Source organism: Wocania arenilitoris (assembly GCF_021728535.1).
Taxonomy (GTDB): Bacteria; Bacteroidota; Bacteroidia; order Flavobacteriales; family Flavobacteriaceae; genus Wocania_A; species Wocania_A arenilitoris.
The window spans coordinates 244,782-259,364 of the sequence record NZ_JAKKDU010000003.1; the positions used below are offsets into that span (position 1 = coordinate 244,782).

Annotated in this window: 11 protein-coding genes; 5 read left to right on the forward strand and 6 right to left on the reverse strand. The window is 33.6% G+C overall.

Going from position 1 to position 14,583, the window contains the following annotated elements; translation table 11 throughout:
* Nucleotides 1-14: 14 nt before the first annotated feature.
* Entirely contained in the window at nucleotides 15-1,808 is a 1,794-nt protein-coding gene (locus L3X37_RS03725) for a cytochrome c oxidase subunit I (protein ID WP_237238832.1), read from the forward strand.
* 626 nt (nucleotides 1,809-2,434) lie between these two features.
* On the opposite strand, the gene L3X37_RS03730 is transcribed toward L3X37_RS03725, so the two are convergent.
* Nucleotides 2,435-3,334, reverse strand: coding sequence for a metallophosphoesterase family protein (locus L3X37_RS03730; protein WP_237238833.1), 900 nt, complete (start codon nucleotides 3,332-3,334; stop codon nucleotides 2,435-2,437).
* A 193-nt stretch (nucleotides 3,335-3,527) separates the two neighbouring features.
* Nucleotides 3,528-4,706, reverse strand: a complete 1,179-nt coding sequence (locus tag L3X37_RS03735; RefSeq protein ID WP_237238834.1) for an acyl-CoA dehydrogenase family protein — start codon at nucleotides 4,704-4,706, stop codon at nucleotides 3,528-3,530.
* A gap of 250 nt (nucleotides 4,707-4,956) precedes the next feature.
* On the opposite strand from L3X37_RS03735, the gene L3X37_RS03740 reads away from it, so the two are divergent.
* From L3X37_RS03740 to L3X37_RS03755, 4 genes are read left to right on the forward strand one after another with little or no spacing between them, the layout of a single operon-like run.
* A complete protein-coding gene (locus L3X37_RS03740) occupies nucleotides 4,957-7,620 on the forward strand; it encodes a DUF1553 domain-containing protein (protein WP_237238835.1) in 2,664 nt (887 codons plus the stop codon).
* Nucleotides 7,621-7,631: 11 nt separating this feature from the next.
* Nucleotides 7,632-9,098: a DUF1501 domain-containing protein gene (locus tag L3X37_RS03745; protein ID WP_237238836.1), complete on the forward strand. Its 1,467-nt coding sequence runs from the start codon at nucleotides 7,632-7,634 to the stop codon at nucleotides 9,096-9,098.
* A 22-nt stretch (nucleotides 9,099-9,120) separates the two neighbouring features.
* A complete protein-coding gene (locus L3X37_RS03750; RefSeq protein ID WP_237238837.1) occupies nucleotides 9,121-10,029 on the forward strand; it encodes a sugar phosphate isomerase/epimerase family protein in 909 nt (302 codons plus the stop codon).
* 27 nt (nucleotides 10,030-10,056) lie between these two features.
* A complete protein-coding gene (locus L3X37_RS03755) occupies nucleotides 10,057-11,433 on the forward strand; it encodes a DUF2231 domain-containing protein (RefSeq protein WP_237238838.1) in 1,377 nt (458 codons plus the stop codon).
* A gap of 33 nt (nucleotides 11,434-11,466) precedes the next feature.
* On the opposite strand, the gene L3X37_RS03760 is transcribed toward L3X37_RS03755, so the two are convergent.
* From L3X37_RS03760 to L3X37_RS03775, 4 genes are all read right to left on the reverse strand, one after another.
* Nucleotides 11,467-12,180 carry a tRNA1(Val) (adenine(37)-N6)-methyltransferase gene (locus L3X37_RS03760; protein ID WP_237238864.1) on the reverse strand — a complete coding sequence of 238 codons (714 nt, stop codon included), beginning with the start codon at nucleotides 12,178-12,180 and terminating at the stop codon, nucleotides 11,467-11,469.
* An 81-nt stretch (nucleotides 12,181-12,261) separates the two neighbouring features.
* Complete coding sequence (gene rimM, locus L3X37_RS03765; RefSeq protein ID WP_237238839.1) at nucleotides 12,262-12,792, reverse strand: ribosome maturation factor RimM; 531 nt, start codon at nucleotides 12,790-12,792, stop codon at nucleotides 12,262-12,264.
* Nucleotides 12,793-12,856: 64 nt separating this feature from the next.
* Nucleotides 12,857-13,360, reverse strand: coding sequence for a 30S ribosomal protein S16 (locus L3X37_RS03770; RefSeq protein ID WP_237238840.1), 504 nt, complete (start codon nucleotides 13,358-13,360; stop codon nucleotides 12,857-12,859).
* Nucleotides 13,361-13,446: 86 nt separating this feature from the next.
* Nucleotides 13,447-14,502 (reverse strand): lactonase family protein, encoded by a 1,056-nt coding sequence (locus tag L3X37_RS03775; RefSeq protein WP_237238841.1) that lies wholly within the window; start codon nucleotides 14,500-14,502, stop codon nucleotides 13,447-13,449.
* Nucleotides 14,503-14,583: the final 81 nt, after the last annotated feature.

Here is a 14,583-nt window from a genome sequence, read left to right on the forward strand (position 1 = left end):
TACGATATAAGATTATGTCAGCACACGCAGATAACCACGCACACGACGACAACCACGGGCATCATCATAAAGAAACTTTTGTAACTAAGTATATATTTAGTCAAGATCATAAAATGATTGCAAAGCAGTATCTAATTACAGGTACTATTATGGGGGTTATAGGGGTCTTAATGTCTATGATGTTTCGTATGCAAATCGCATGGCCAGAAGAACCAAACGTATTGTTTGAAGCTTTACTTGGTAAATGGGCTCCAGATGGTGTTATGGACGCCGATATTTATTTGGCACTTGTAACTATACATGGTACTATAATGGTGTTCTTTGTATTAACTGCGGGGTTGAGTGGTACGTTTAGTAACCTGTTAATTCCTCTGCAAATTGGAGCACGAGATATGGCATCAGGATTTTTAAATATGGTGTCGTATTGGTTATTCTTTTTATCAAGTGTAATCATGGTAATATCCTTATTCGTTGAGGCTGGTCCAGCATCTGCTGGATGGACTATCTATCCACCATTAAGTGCTTTACCAATGGCTCAAGCTGGTTCAGGGATGGGTATGACACTTTGGTTAGTGTCTATGGCTATATTCATTGCTTCATCATTACTAGGATCACTTAATTATATAGTTACTGTTATTAATCTACGTACTAAAGGCATGTCGATGACAAGATTACCTTTAACAATTTGGGCGTTTTTTATAACTGCTATAATTGGTGTAGTATCATTCCCTGTATTATTATCTGCTGCTTTGTTATTAATAATGGATAGAAGCTTTGGTACCTCATTCTTCTTATCAGATATATTTATTCAAGGAGAAGTGTTACATTATCAAGGAGGTTCGCCAGTACTGTTTGAACACCTGTTTTGGTTCTTAGGGCATCCAGAAGTATATATTGTAATATTACCTGCCATGGGACTTGTGTCCGAAATTATGGCATCAAATTCACGTAAACCCATATTTGGTTACCGCGCAATGATTGCTTCTATTTTAGCTATTGCTTTCCTTTCAACTATAGTTTGGGGTCACCATATGTTTGTCTCAGGGATGAATCCATTTTTGGGATCGGTATTTACATTTACAACGCTTTTAATTGCCATACCTTCTGCGGTAAAAGCTTTTAACTGGATTACGACCCTTTGGAAGGGTAATTTACAAATGAATCCAGCCATGTTATTCTCCATTGGTTTTGTGTCTACATTCATCACTGGTGGTTTAACAGGAATTATTTTAGGAGATTCTGCTTTAGATATTAATGTGCATGATACTTACTTTGTAGTAGCGCACTTTCATTTAGTAATGGGTATATCAGCGCTGTACGGAATGTTTGCAGGAATATATCATTGGTATCCAAAAATGTTTGGACGCATGTTAAACAAAAACTTAGGTTATATCCATTTTTGGATAACAGCAATTTGTGCTTATGGTGTATTCTTCCCAATGCATTTTATTGGTATGGCAGGATTACCACGTCGTTATTATACAAATAGTAACTTCCCTTTATTTGATGATTTAGCAAATGTAAATGTAATTATTACCATTTTTGCTTTAATAGGAGGTATCGTTCAAATTGTATATTTATATAACTTCTTTGGAAGTATGTTTTTTGGAAAGAAAACTATTCAAAATCCATGGCGTTCTACAACTTTAGAATGGACGGCACCTATTAAACACATCCACGGAAACTGGGAAGGAGAAATTCCTCATGTACATCGTTGGGCTTACGACTATAGCAAACCTGGACATGATGACGACTTTGTGCCACAAAATGTTCCGTTAAAAGATGGAGAAGAAGAACTTCAGCATTAAATAAATTTCGTTTTAGTTTAAAATTGCTTTTTGAAATTAATTTTTTAAACATCAATTCAATATTTTGTTAGTTTTGATATGGGTTAAAGTCTTCTGTTATTTTAGTAAAAAAAACGCTTAACTTCTTGTTACTGTTTTGATTGCGCCCAGAGCTTAGTGTGTCTACCTCATCTTGGACTTGCAACAAAAATCGAAGAATTAGTAATCATAATTATAGATAATGCTGCATTCCACAGCTTATCAAAATACACATTACCAGGCAATATTAAGCTCATTAGAATACCACCATATTCTCCCTAATTGAATCCAAGTGAAAAAATATGGCTTTACATCAAACAACACTACAAAAACAATGTGTTCGAAACCCTTGATAACGTAAAACAATGGCTATATGATTTTGTCAATAAATAACTTAAACAATGAAATCATAAAATGGATTACTTATAATCAAAAATTATGTAAACCCTTTTAGATCATTTTAATGTGTAATTGGTATTATAAACAGCAATATTAATTTTTAAGGGTTGCGATGAGACTTCAAATTGTAACAAGTTGAATACTTCATCTTTTTGCCATAAACAAGGTGTGTTTAGATAGCCTTTGTATCTTTTTTAGAGTGTGTTAATTTAGGATGTACGGTAATCTTCCAATTTCCTAGGGCCTTCTAACAGTACCTTGACGATTTGAAGTGTGCCATTATCCTTTGTAGCAATTTGCCATTTTATTAATGATATTTTACCATTTTCAATCTCAATTCCAGTAATGCTTCGCGGATGCACACAACTTCCATCGTTAAAAAAGGCAATATCTCTAGGTTCGGGAAAACGAGGCCTATGGGTATGCCCAGCAATAGTTAATAAATTATTATTTTCTGCAATCCATTTTTTGGTTCTGCGCTCTACTTTTATAAGCTCTTTATAATTTTTTGCTGGACTTGTTGGGTCTGCAATTCCCATTACATTTAATGGTTTCCATAGGATTCGCACCATAAAACGGCTCCATTTCCAGAAGAGATAATTCCACCAATCGGCTTGATGTCCGTGGGTTAAAAACAACTCTTGCTCTGTTGAGCAGTGTTTTAAAACAATACCTTCATGATAGGTAATATCTCCAAAAAGCTCAACATCTTCTCCTACTTTGGGGTCGAAGTATGTAGATAAGTGCTTTTTTACATAATTAGGGTCGCGATATACCATATCATGATTCCCCCAAATCATATGCAAGCGATTATCTTTATGAAACAATTTCATGAGCATAAATACATTTTTATGTGCATTCAAAATAGAGTCAAAAGAAAGATTTTCCCATAGCTCATCACCATCTCCCAGTTCGCAATACTGAAAACCTTCAGCGTAATAATGTTTTAAAGCATGAAAATAGATGTTACGGTTATTAGCAAAATCGTCTGCAAAGCTATTATCTCCTCTATGGCAATCGCTAAAAAGAATAAACTTGCTTTCATCATCAAAATCAATGATTTTAGCATTTTTGTAAGCTTTATCTAATCTTTTTTTAGCTGAAAACATAAGAGTAAATGTAAACAAAAAAGTGCTTTAAATAGCAATGCTTTGTGTTTAGCTAATTTTTAAGTTTATCAACAGCATACCTACTCGACTATTCTTATCATTATGAATATCCAATTCAACTCTCTAATTTTTATCTTATCTGTATACTAGACTTACAATAAAAATAAGCATTTTTTTGTAATGTAAATATGGACTATTTAAAAGCATTCAACCCAGTCACATCCAATCCAGTAATTAATAAATGGATATCGTGTGTGCCTTCGTAAGTAATCACACTTTCTAAATTCATAGAATGTCGCATTATGGAGTATTCGCCAGTAATACCCATGCCTCCTAACATTTGTCTTGCTTCTCTAGCAATATTTATTGCCATATTCACATTGTTTCGTTTAGCCATAGATATTTGTGCAGAGGTAGCTGTACCTGCTTCTCGCATTACACCAAGTCTCCATGCTAAAAGTTGTGCTTTAGTAATTTCTGTAATCATTTCAGCCAACTTTTTTTGTTGCAATTGAAACTGGCCAATAGGTTTGCCAAATTGAATACGTTCTTTGCAATATCTTAATGCTGTGTCATAACAATCCATAGCAGCACCAATAGCGCCCCAAGCAATACCATAACGCGCAGAATCTAAACAACCAAGCGGAGCACCTAAACCAGATTTGTTAGGTAATAAATTTTCTTTTGGCACTTTAACATTATCAAAAATGAGTTCGCCTGTAGCACTTGCTCTAAGCGACCATTTATTATGTGTTTCTGGTGTGGTAAACCCTTCCATACCGCGCTCAACAATAAGCCCATAAATTCTGCCTTCTTCATTTTTAGCCCAAACTACTGCTACTTGAGCAAAAGGCGCATTACTAATCCACATTTTGGCACCGTTTAAAAGGTAATGGTCTCCCATGTCTTTAAAGTTGGTTGTCATACCTCCTGGGTTACTACCATGGTCTGGTTCTGTTAACCCGAAACATCCAATCCATTCTCCACTTGCAAGTTTTGGCAAGTATTTTTGGCGTTGCTCTTCATTGCCATATTTCCAGATAGGATACATAACTAAAGATGATTGCACTGAAGCTGTAGAACGCACACCAGAATCACCTCGTTCTATTTCTTGCATAATTAAACCATAAGAGATTTGATCTAACCCAGCACCACCATATTCAACAGGTATATATGGGCCAAAAGCACCAATCTCTGCAAGTCCGTTAACTATTTGATTAGGAAATTCTGCTTTTTGGGCATATTCTTCAATTATAGGAGAAACATCTCTCTTTACCCATTCGCGAGCAGCATCGCGTACTAATTTATGCTCCTCTGTTAAAAGTTCATCTAAATTATAATAATCTGGAGCTTCAAATAAATCTGGTTTCATTTATTTTTGTTTTAAGTAAATCTCTATTTAAATTCAAATTTAACCAATGGATGTTGAATATAAGGAATAAAATATTATTTAATTATTGTTAGATAAGGTTAAGTAAAGTTATATAGATAAGTTTATAAGGTCATGTGAGGTTTTTTTTGATGCTATTTCTTAAAATTGTAATTTATAAATATATATATTTACCCATATAAATTTAATAGCATTGGAATTAACTTCTTTTAAATTGACAAATGTTTTTATAGTGATATTAATTGTATTGCTAACCTCTTGTAAGGAGGATAAAATTAATTTTAATGCTCAGGTGCGTCCCATACTTAATAAGAATTGTATTAGTTGCCATGGTGGGGTTAAGCAGTCTGGAGGGTTTGGTTTGGTGTTTAGAGAGAATGCCTTAGCAGAGACCATTAATGGTAAGATAGGTGTTGTGCCAGGATATCCTGAAAAAAGTGAAATGATTTCTAGAATTGCCCATAAAGACCCAGAAATGATAATGCCACTAGAAAGAGAGCCACTTAGTAAAGAAGACATTAAAACACTTACTAAGTGGATTGAACAAGGAGCAGAGTGGCAAGAACACTGGGCTTATTTAAAGCCTAACGAGCCCGAAGTGCCAGAAATAGAATTAGATTGGGGCAATAACCAAATTGATGCTTTTGTTTATCAAAAGATGAAATCGAATAATCTTTCTCCAAATGAAGAAGCTAATCCATACGATTTGGTAAGGCGCGTGTATCTTGATTTAATTGGTTTGCCACCAACTACAGAACAGATTGAAGCCTTTATAAATAACACTTCTGATACGCGTTATGAAACATTAGTTGATGCTCTTTTAGATTCACCAAAATATGGAGAACATTGGGCTAGTATGTGGTTAGACTTGGCTAGATATGCAGATTCTAAAGGTTATGAAGCAGATAGAGGCAGACAAATATGGCGGTATAGAGATTGGGTCATTAAGGCTTTAAATGAAGACATGCCATTCGATCAATTTACTATTGAACAATTAGCTGGCGATTTATTACCGAATCCTACAAAAGATCAGTTAATCGCCACAGCATTTCATAGAAATACATTAAATAATGGTGAAGGCGGAACAGATAACGAAGAATATAGAATATCAGCGGTAATAGACCGTGTAAATACCACTTGGGAGATATGGCAATCTACAACTATGGGTTGCGTACAATGCCATAGTCACCCTTACGACCCCATTACACAAGATGAGTTTTATAAGTCATTTGCATTTTTTAATAATACTTCAGATTGGGATGTACCAACAGAGCATCCAGTATATAGGGAGTTTGATAGCATCACCCAAATAGAACTTGATGGTATTAATAAATGGATTTCTAATATATCGTCTGAAACAGAAGCTAATAAGTGGACAAATTTCATTCATATTCAAGAGCCAAAAATAAGACCAGAAGATTTTAATGAAACAAAAAACACCATTCATCATAATAGATCTGGTCAAGATTACATGTTGGTTTATAATGAATCATATGTTAAACTTAAAGATGTTGGGTTAGACAATATTGATAGAATATATATAAACTATAATCAAGGTGAAAAAATTAAAGGAAACTTATTGGTTAAGGCTGACAGCCTCAACGGTTCGGTTATTGGTGAGTTAAAATTAAATGCAACTAGGGGATTTGAAAATGTACCTATTAAAATAAGCACAACTTCTAAACGAGCCGATTTATTCTTTCATTTTAAAAGTACTGATAAAGATTATCAATGTTCAATTGATGGCTTTTTATTAGGCGAAAAATTGCCAACCAATAAAAATGAAGAATACGCAAATGTCTATACAAAAATAGACCAACTATTAAATGCATCTTATAGGTATACAACACCAGTAATGGTTGAAAAACAAAAGGGTTTTAGTCGTGTAACACAAATGTTTGATAGAGGAAATTGGCTTGTAAAAACCGATACAGTTTCAGCGACTATCCCTAAGTTATTTAATCCTAATAATGATGAATTTAAAAATAGATTAGACCTTGCAAAATGGTTGGTTAATGAAGAAAATAGCTTAACAGGAAGAGTTATTGCTAATAGATTTTGGTCTAAAATATTTGGAAAAGGGATTGTTGTTACCTCTGAAGATTTTGGAACATTAGGCGATAAACCAACACATCCTAAATTACTAGATTGGTTAGCAAATAGATTTTCAAAAGAATGGAACTGGAGTATAAAAAAGTTATTGAGAACTATTGTTTTATCCGATACCTATAAGCAAAGTTCTGTGATTTCTGAAGATGCTAAAGCAAAAGACCCTTACAACCAATGGTTAGCCAGAAGTCCACGAGTACGTTTATCTGCAGAACAAATACGCGATCAAGCTTTAACAGTTTCTGGTTTGCTAAGCAATAAAATGTATGGCCCAAGTGTAATGCCACCTCAACCAGATGGTGTTTGGACAGTAGTTTATAATGATGACCAATGGAAAACTAGTAAAGGAGAGGATGCTTACCGTAGAGGTCTTTACACTTATTTAAGGCGCTCTAGCCCTTATCCATCATTTATAAGTTTTGATGCTTCAGAAAGAGAAACGTGTCTGTCTAGAAGAATAAATACTAATACCCCGCTTCAAGCTTTAATAACTCTAAATGACCCTGTGTATTTTGATGCGGCAATTAATTTAGCGCAACAAGTAAAAAGTATTGAAGGGAATAAAAAGGCAAAGGTAGATTTAGCTTATAAAAAAGTAATGGGTAAAAAAATAACTAAAGAAAAGTCTAAAATTTTGTCTAATTTACTGGTAGAAACTGAAGCTTACTACACAAATAATAAAGAAGAAGCTTTTGAGCTTGTAAATTCTGAAAATTTAGAATTGGCATCACTTACTGTAGTGGTAAATGCTTTAATGAATATGGATGAATTTCTTGTAAAAAATTAAACATTTTAAAAATGGATTTGTACAACGAAGCACAGAAACGAAAATTAGAGTTTACAACAAGAAGACATTTTTTAAAACAATGTACAACAGGTCTAGGCGGTATAGCATTATCATCATTAATTGGTCCGCAACAACTATTTGCGAGTAATAATAATACGGTGTTTAATGCAAAAAACTTACCGCATTTTTTACCAAAAGCAAAACGTGTTATTTATTTGCACATGGCAGGAGCACCATCGCAATTAGAGCTTTTTGATTATAAGCCTGAATTACAAAAATTACACGATTTAGACTGTCCGAAATCCTTGTTAGAAGGGAAGCGTTTTGCTTTTATTCAAGGTATACCTAAAATGTTAGGACCTCAATTTAATTTTAAAAAATATGGAGAATCAGGAACATATATTTCAGATGCTTTACCTTACTTTAGTACTATTGTTGATGATGTTTCCATTGTTAAATCGATGCATACCGATGAGTTTAATCATGCACCAGCGCAGTTACTATTGCAAACAGGAAGTGCTCGATCTGGCAGGCCAAGTATGGGAGCTTGGGTTACCTATGGCTTAGGTTCAGAAAACGATAATCTACCAGGATATATGGTGTTGGTTTCTGGTGGAAAAAATCCTAGTGCTGGAAAAAATGCTTGGGGAAGCGGGTTTTTACCTTCAGAATATCAAGGCGTGCAATGTCGTAATTCTGGAGATCCAATTCTTTATGTTTCTAATCCTAATGGTATGAGTAGAGATATTCGAAAAAAATCATTAAAAGCCATTAACGATATTAATAAAAAGCAGCATAAAGAGTTTAATGACGATGAAACGTTATCGCGTATTTCACAGTACGAAATGGCATTTAAAATGCAAATTTCGGTGCCAGATGTTATGGATGTTTCTAAAGAGCCAGATTATATTCGAGAAATGTATGGTGCAAAGCAGGGTGAGACTTCTTTTGCTAACAATTGCTTACTAGCAAGAAGGTTGGTAGAACAAGGCGTTAGGTTTGTGCAATTATATGATTGGGGTTGGGATATGCACGGTGATAGTAAAGCAGGTTCTTTAAATGAAGGGTTACGAGCCAAAAGCAAAGAAATAGATAAACCTATGACTGCTTTAGTAAAAGATTTAAAACAGCGCGGACTTTTAGATGATACTTTAATAGTTTGGGGAGGAGAATTTGGGCGTACACCAATGCGAGAAAATCGAGAAGGAAGAATTATGCCTTATTATGGTCGCGATCATCATACAGAAGCTTATACCATTTGGATGGCTGGTGGCGGCATTAAAGGCGGTTTTTCATATGGAGAAACAGATGAAATAGGGTATTACGGTATTAAAGATAGAGTGCATATTCACGATTTACAAGCCACAATATTAAATCAGTTGGGGATTAATCATGAAAAATTTACCTATAATTTTCAAGGAAGAGATTTTAGACTCACCGATGTTCATGGTCGTGTCATTAAAGATTTGCTCGTTTAATTTTAAGCCTAAGATTTAGAAGATGAAACAAACGAGAAGACAATTTATTAATACAGCAACGGCAGCAAGTGCGGGATTACTTTTAACAAGTATGGATTCGCCAATACAGGTAGTCCCAAAAGCTGGTTTTAATCTTAAAATATATGCTACAAAATGGGGGTTTAATGGATCAATGGACGCGTTCTGTAAGCAAGCAAAAAAGGAAGGCTATGATGGCATAGAAGATTGGTTTCCAAATAATAAAGCCGATGAAGAAGTCTTATACGAGGCTCTCGATAAATATGATTTAAGATTCGGAGCGTTAACTGGAAGTGGAGGAAATACTTTTAAAGCGCATCAAGAAAGTTACGCTAAAAACTTGCTTAAAGTGATTGCGAAAAAGCCAGATTTTATAAATTGTCATGCTGGAAAAGATTTTTTTTCATTTAAAGAAAGTAAACAACTTATAGAATTTGCTATTAAAGAATCTAAAGCGTCTGGTATTCCAGTATATCAAGAAACCCATCGCGGCCGTATGTTATTTGCGCCACATATTTGTGAGCACTTTATAGATGAACTTTCAGAGTTAAAATTAACTTTAGATATTTCACATTGGTGTGTGGTAGCTGAAAGTTTGTTAGACAATCAAAAGGAGGCTGTTGCTAAAGCGTTAAACCGCACCGCCCATATACATTCTAGAATAGGTCACGAAGAAGGGCCGCAAGTGCCAGAGCCAAGAGCTCCAGAGTGGCAAAGCGCTGTTAATGCTCATTTTAGTTGGTGGGATAAAATTGTGAATTCAAAAAAAGAAGCAGGTAAACCATTAACAATGACTACAGAATTTGGACCAGAAAATTATATGTGGACCATGCCGTACACCAAACAACCATTAGCAGATCAATGGGCTATTAATGTGCATATGATGCAGGAATGGAGAAAAAGATATTTATAATAAATAGTTTGTGATAGTAGATAGTTTATGACACTTTTTTTAGAAACAGATATATTTCAATTTTTTGGTCGATTTCATGCAATGCTTGTGCATTTGCCTATTGGTTTTATTGTAATAGCTGTCTTTTTCGAGCTTATAGCATTAAAGAAAAAGGTTGACTTAAACTTAGCTATTCGCTATTCTTTTTTACTCGGTGCTATATTTGGCTCGCTTTCAATTATTTTGGGTTTAATGCTAGCTTCTGATGGCGGTTATAATGAAGATACTTTAAGCACCCATAAATGGACTGGTATTATAATGATTATCTTAACTTTTGTGCTTTTTTTAATTAAAAGAAAACAAAGTAAAGCAGTTTGGATGAAAAAAAGCTATCCTGTAATAGTAACAGTTGTAATGATTTTACTTTTTGTTGCAGGGCATAATGGTGGTAATTTAACACATGGGTCTAATTATTTATTAGAATATGCTCCAAGTTCTATACGAAGTATGGCAGGAATGAAACCTGCTAGAGAACGTGTTACTGATTTAGATTCTGCACTGGTTTATGAAGATGTTATACATCCTATTTTCGAATCGAAATGTAACGTGTGCCATAATAACGATAAAGCAAAAGGGGAGTTGTTATTGATTAGCCCCGAAAGTATATTAAAAGGCGGTGAAAATGGAGAGGTTATAGCCTCTGGTGATGCTCCAAAAAGTGAGCTTTATAGACGCATAACTCTAGATCCAAATCACAAAGAGTTTATGCCGACCGAGGGTAGAACACCTTTAACAAACGAAGAGACTGTGCTTATAGAATGGTGGATTAATGAAGGCGCTCATTTCGATAAAAAGATTATTGAATTAAATTTAACCGATAGAATTAAAAGCTATTTACAAGAAGTTGGAATTGGCTTAAAGAAAACATTTTTAGAAAGCTTGAATCTTACAAAAGTTAGCCCTCAAATTATTGATTCTATTAAACAACAAGGGTTTAAAATAAAACCAATTATTAACGAAAGTGCTTTGTTAGAGACTAGGTATTCTTCATATAACAAACACCCATTAAGTGAAAAGAAGCTTGATGTGCTTTTATCAGTAAAAGATAATGTTACATGGCTAACCCTTGCTAATATTGATGTTAAGGATGAATTGACATCTAAAATAAGCCAGTTTAAAAACCTAACAGAATTAAGAATCAATAATGCAAATTTATCTGATAATGGTTTAGAGCATTTGGCTGAATTAAAGAATTTAGAATACTTAAATATTTACGGAAACCCAATAACTGATGCAAGTATTAAAAATCTTCAAAAGTTAAAAAGTCTAAAAAAACTTTACATTTGGAAAACTAATATTTCTGAGGAAGGCGTTAAAAGAATAAAAGATACTTTGCCAGAATTAACTATAGTTTCAGGCGAGTAGTTTTTAAAAGTGTTTTCGCTAAAACCTCCATTGTTACATTTTTAAATAAAAATCTTTAGTAAGGTTAACGTAGTCATGGGTATATTGATGGCGTTCAGTTTCAATAGTAAGCTTAGATTTTTCAATATTGATTTTATGAAAGGAGAATTCTATTAAACTTCGTTTTATTTCTGAGTTGGGGTTGCCTTTCACATGAAGTATTCTGTTTGGAATTAAATTTACTTTTGAAGCCAAATCGATAAGATTAAACTCTTCTTTAAAAGGAATAATAACAGAAAAAGTACCATTTTCTGAAAGTAAATTAGAAACACATTCAATTAAATGTTCAAAAGACATCGCATCTGTAAAACGTGCTAAATCGCGTTGCTCATTTTTAGTTTTATAGTCTTCAGAGTAAAAAGGTGGATTTGAAATAATAAGATCGTATTTGTCTTCTATTTCTTCATTAAATTCTTTAAGAGAGGCGTGGTAGCAGAACAATCGATCACTCCAAGGCGATTGTTCAAAATTGCCAACACATTGTTCGTAAGCATTGGCATCAATTTCAATGGCATCAATTAACTCCGCATTACTGCGTTGTGCTAACATAAGTGCAATAATTCCAGTTCCAGATCCAATATCTAAAATAGAAAATGGATTGTTTTTTACTGAAGTCCAAGCACCAAGTAATACACTATCTGTACCGATTTTCATGGCACATAGATCTTGATTAACTGTAAATTTTTTAAATTTGAAGGGTTTCACCATGTCTGTCATTCCTGCGAAGGCAGGAATCCATTTTAAAATTACATATAATGTTTTAGATTCCTGCCTTCGCAGGAATGACAATTATTCTTCTAAATATAAATCAATTAAACCCTCAGGTGTTTCAACAATAATAGTCTTATTATCTCGATCGACTTTTACAATAAACTCATCATTCATTGGTATTAAAATTTCAACACCATTTCGGTCTATTTCAAAAAGTGATTGTGCTGTTGAATCGTTGATGTCCTTTATTATACCCACATTTCCAAAATTTACATCTGTTATATTAAACCCAATAATCTCATGAAAATAAAACTTATTGCCTTCAAGTTTAGGTAGTAAATCTAAAGGTAAGTACAAGTGGCTTTTCATAATAGCATCTGCATCCGCTTCGGTGTCTACATCTTCAAATTTAATACGTAACAATTCAGATTTATGTAGTTGGGAACTTTCAACAAAAAAAGGGACAAGATTGTTTCTCAATTCTAAAAAAATAGCATCTAAGTGTTCGTATATTTCTGGCTGATCGGTATCTAATTTTGCTAAAACCTCGCCTTTAAAGCTATACTTTTTTACAATTTTACCTAAGTAAAAACAGTCTTTTTTTTGCATAATATTAAAAATAAAAAACTCCGATAGGGTCTATCGGAGTTTAAAAGTATAAAAATAAATGTTTTTATTCTTCTTCGTTTGAAGCTTCTGCTTCTTCAGCTGGAGCTTCCTCTTCAACTACAGGAGCTGCAGCAGCAATTCGTGCTTCGTTAACAGCTTTTTCTGCAGCTAGAGCATCCGCTTTAGCTTTAGCTTCTTCCTTAGATAATCCGTCAGATTTAGCTTGAATCTTAGCAGCTTTTTCTTCTAACCAAGCAGTAAATTTAGCTTCTGCTTGCTCTTCAGTTAAAGCACCTTTTCTAACACCTCCTACAAGATGATTTTTTAATAAAGCACCTTTATAAGATAATAAGTTTTTAGCTGTATCAGTTGGTTGTGCACCATTCTGTAGCCATTTTACAGCGCCATCAACGTTTAATTCAACTGTTGCTGGATTTGTGTTTGGATTGTAAGCGCCTAGTTTTTCTAAGTATTTACCATCTCTTTTTGATCGTGCATCGGCTGCAACAATCCAATAGTAAGGTTTCCCTTTTTTACCGTGTCTTTGTAATCTAATTTTTACTGGCATAATAATTAATTATTTGAGGTTCTCGACCTCGGTTATTAATAAGGGCGCAAATATACTTTATTATTTCTTAATTACCAGTACTTTATTTAAAATAATAAACATACAGGAGTATCTGTTTTTATATCATGAAGAAAACTTAGCTTTCCGGTTTCTTTTTTAATTTTAAAAACAGATATATTACTACTTTTTTGGTTAGCTACTAATAAGAATTTACCCGATGGGTCGATAGTAAAATTACGCGGCCAATCGCCATGCACACTTATATTTTGAATCTTTTCAAGTTTTCCAGAATTAGTGTTTCGTTTAAAAACAGCAATAGAATTTTCGCCACGATTTGATCCATATAAAAAACGCTCGTCATCAGATAAATGAATATCTGCACAGTAACTTTTCGCTTTAAAATCATCTGCTAAAGTTGAGATGTTTTGTAAAAGTTCAAAACCTCCAGCGGCCTTTTTTCCCGATGTTATTGTGTTAGCGTATTCATTGATAATATATATAAACTGGCCGCCTTTTGTTAATGAAAAATGTCTAGGACCTGCTTTTTCTGTCATGTTAAGAATAGAAGAATCAACCAATTTATATGCGTCATTTTCAAGTTTATAGTTGTAAACTCCATTTCTTCCTAAATCAGAAACATATAATTGATCCTTGTAAAATTGGGCAGAATGCGCATGCGATGCTATACTATCTGAGTTGTGGTTAAAAACCTGAGAAGCTTCATTTAAAGAACCGTCACTATTAATCGAGTAAATTGAAACTGTACCACCACTATAATTTGAAACTACCGCACGATTTTTATTAATTGAAATATGACAAGGTGCACCTCCATTACTATCAGCAGTATTTATTAATTCTAAATTATTCTCATTTCCAACTTTAAACGCAGAAACAGCACCAGTTTTCCCTTCACCAACTGCATAAAGGTATTTTCGGTCTTCTGAAAAAGTAATAAAAGACGGGTTATCTGTAGAGGCTGCTAACTGTTTATTGCTTAACTCGCCAGTTTCTGTATTAAACTGAAAACTATAAATTCCTTCACTATCTCCATTTGTATATGTTCCAACATATAAAATAGAATTTTGAGTAGTACAACTAAATAAAGACATTGAAATTAATATTAAGTAAATTTTAAACTTCATGAAAATTTTTTTAATGCTCTAAAATAGGATAATTTTATTGAATAGGTATTAAAAATTTGTTCACAACTCTTAAAAACTTCG

Coding starts and splice junctions, on each gene's coding strand:
- L3X37_RS03750 (WP_237238837.1), top strand. CDS start 9,121: ATGAAACAAACGAGAAGACAATTTATTAATACAGCAACGGCAGCAAGT.
- L3X37_RS03770 (WP_237238840.1), bottom strand. CDS start 13,360: ATGCCAGTAAAAATTAGATTACAAAGACACGGTAAAAAAGGGAAACCT.
- L3X37_RS03725 (WP_237238832.1), top strand. CDS start 15: ATGTCAGCACACGCAGATAACCACGCACACGACGACAACCACGGGCAT.
- L3X37_RS03745 (WP_237238836.1), top strand. CDS start 7,632: ATGGATTTGTACAACGAAGCACAGAAACGAAAATTAGAGTTTACAACA.
- L3X37_RS03755 (WP_237238838.1), top strand. CDS start 10,057: ATGACACTTTTTTTAGAAACAGATATATTTCAATTTTTTGGTCGATTT.
- rimM (WP_237238839.1), bottom strand. CDS start 12,792: ATGCAAAAAAAAGACTGTTTTTACTTAGGTAAAATTGTAAAAAAGTAT.
- L3X37_RS03730 (WP_237238833.1), bottom strand. CDS start 3,334: ATGTTTTCAGCTAAAAAAAGATTAGATAAAGCTTACAAAAATGCTAAA.
- L3X37_RS03735 (WP_237238834.1), bottom strand. CDS start 4,706: ATGAAACCAGATTTATTTGAAGCTCCAGATTATTATAATTTAGATGAA.
- L3X37_RS03760 (WP_237238864.1), bottom strand. CDS start 12,180: ATGGTGAAACCCTTCAAATTTAAAAAATTTACAGTTAATCAAGATCTA.
- L3X37_RS03775 (WP_237238841.1), bottom strand. CDS start 14,502: ATGAAGTTTAAAATTTACTTAATATTAATTTCAATGTCTTTATTTAGT.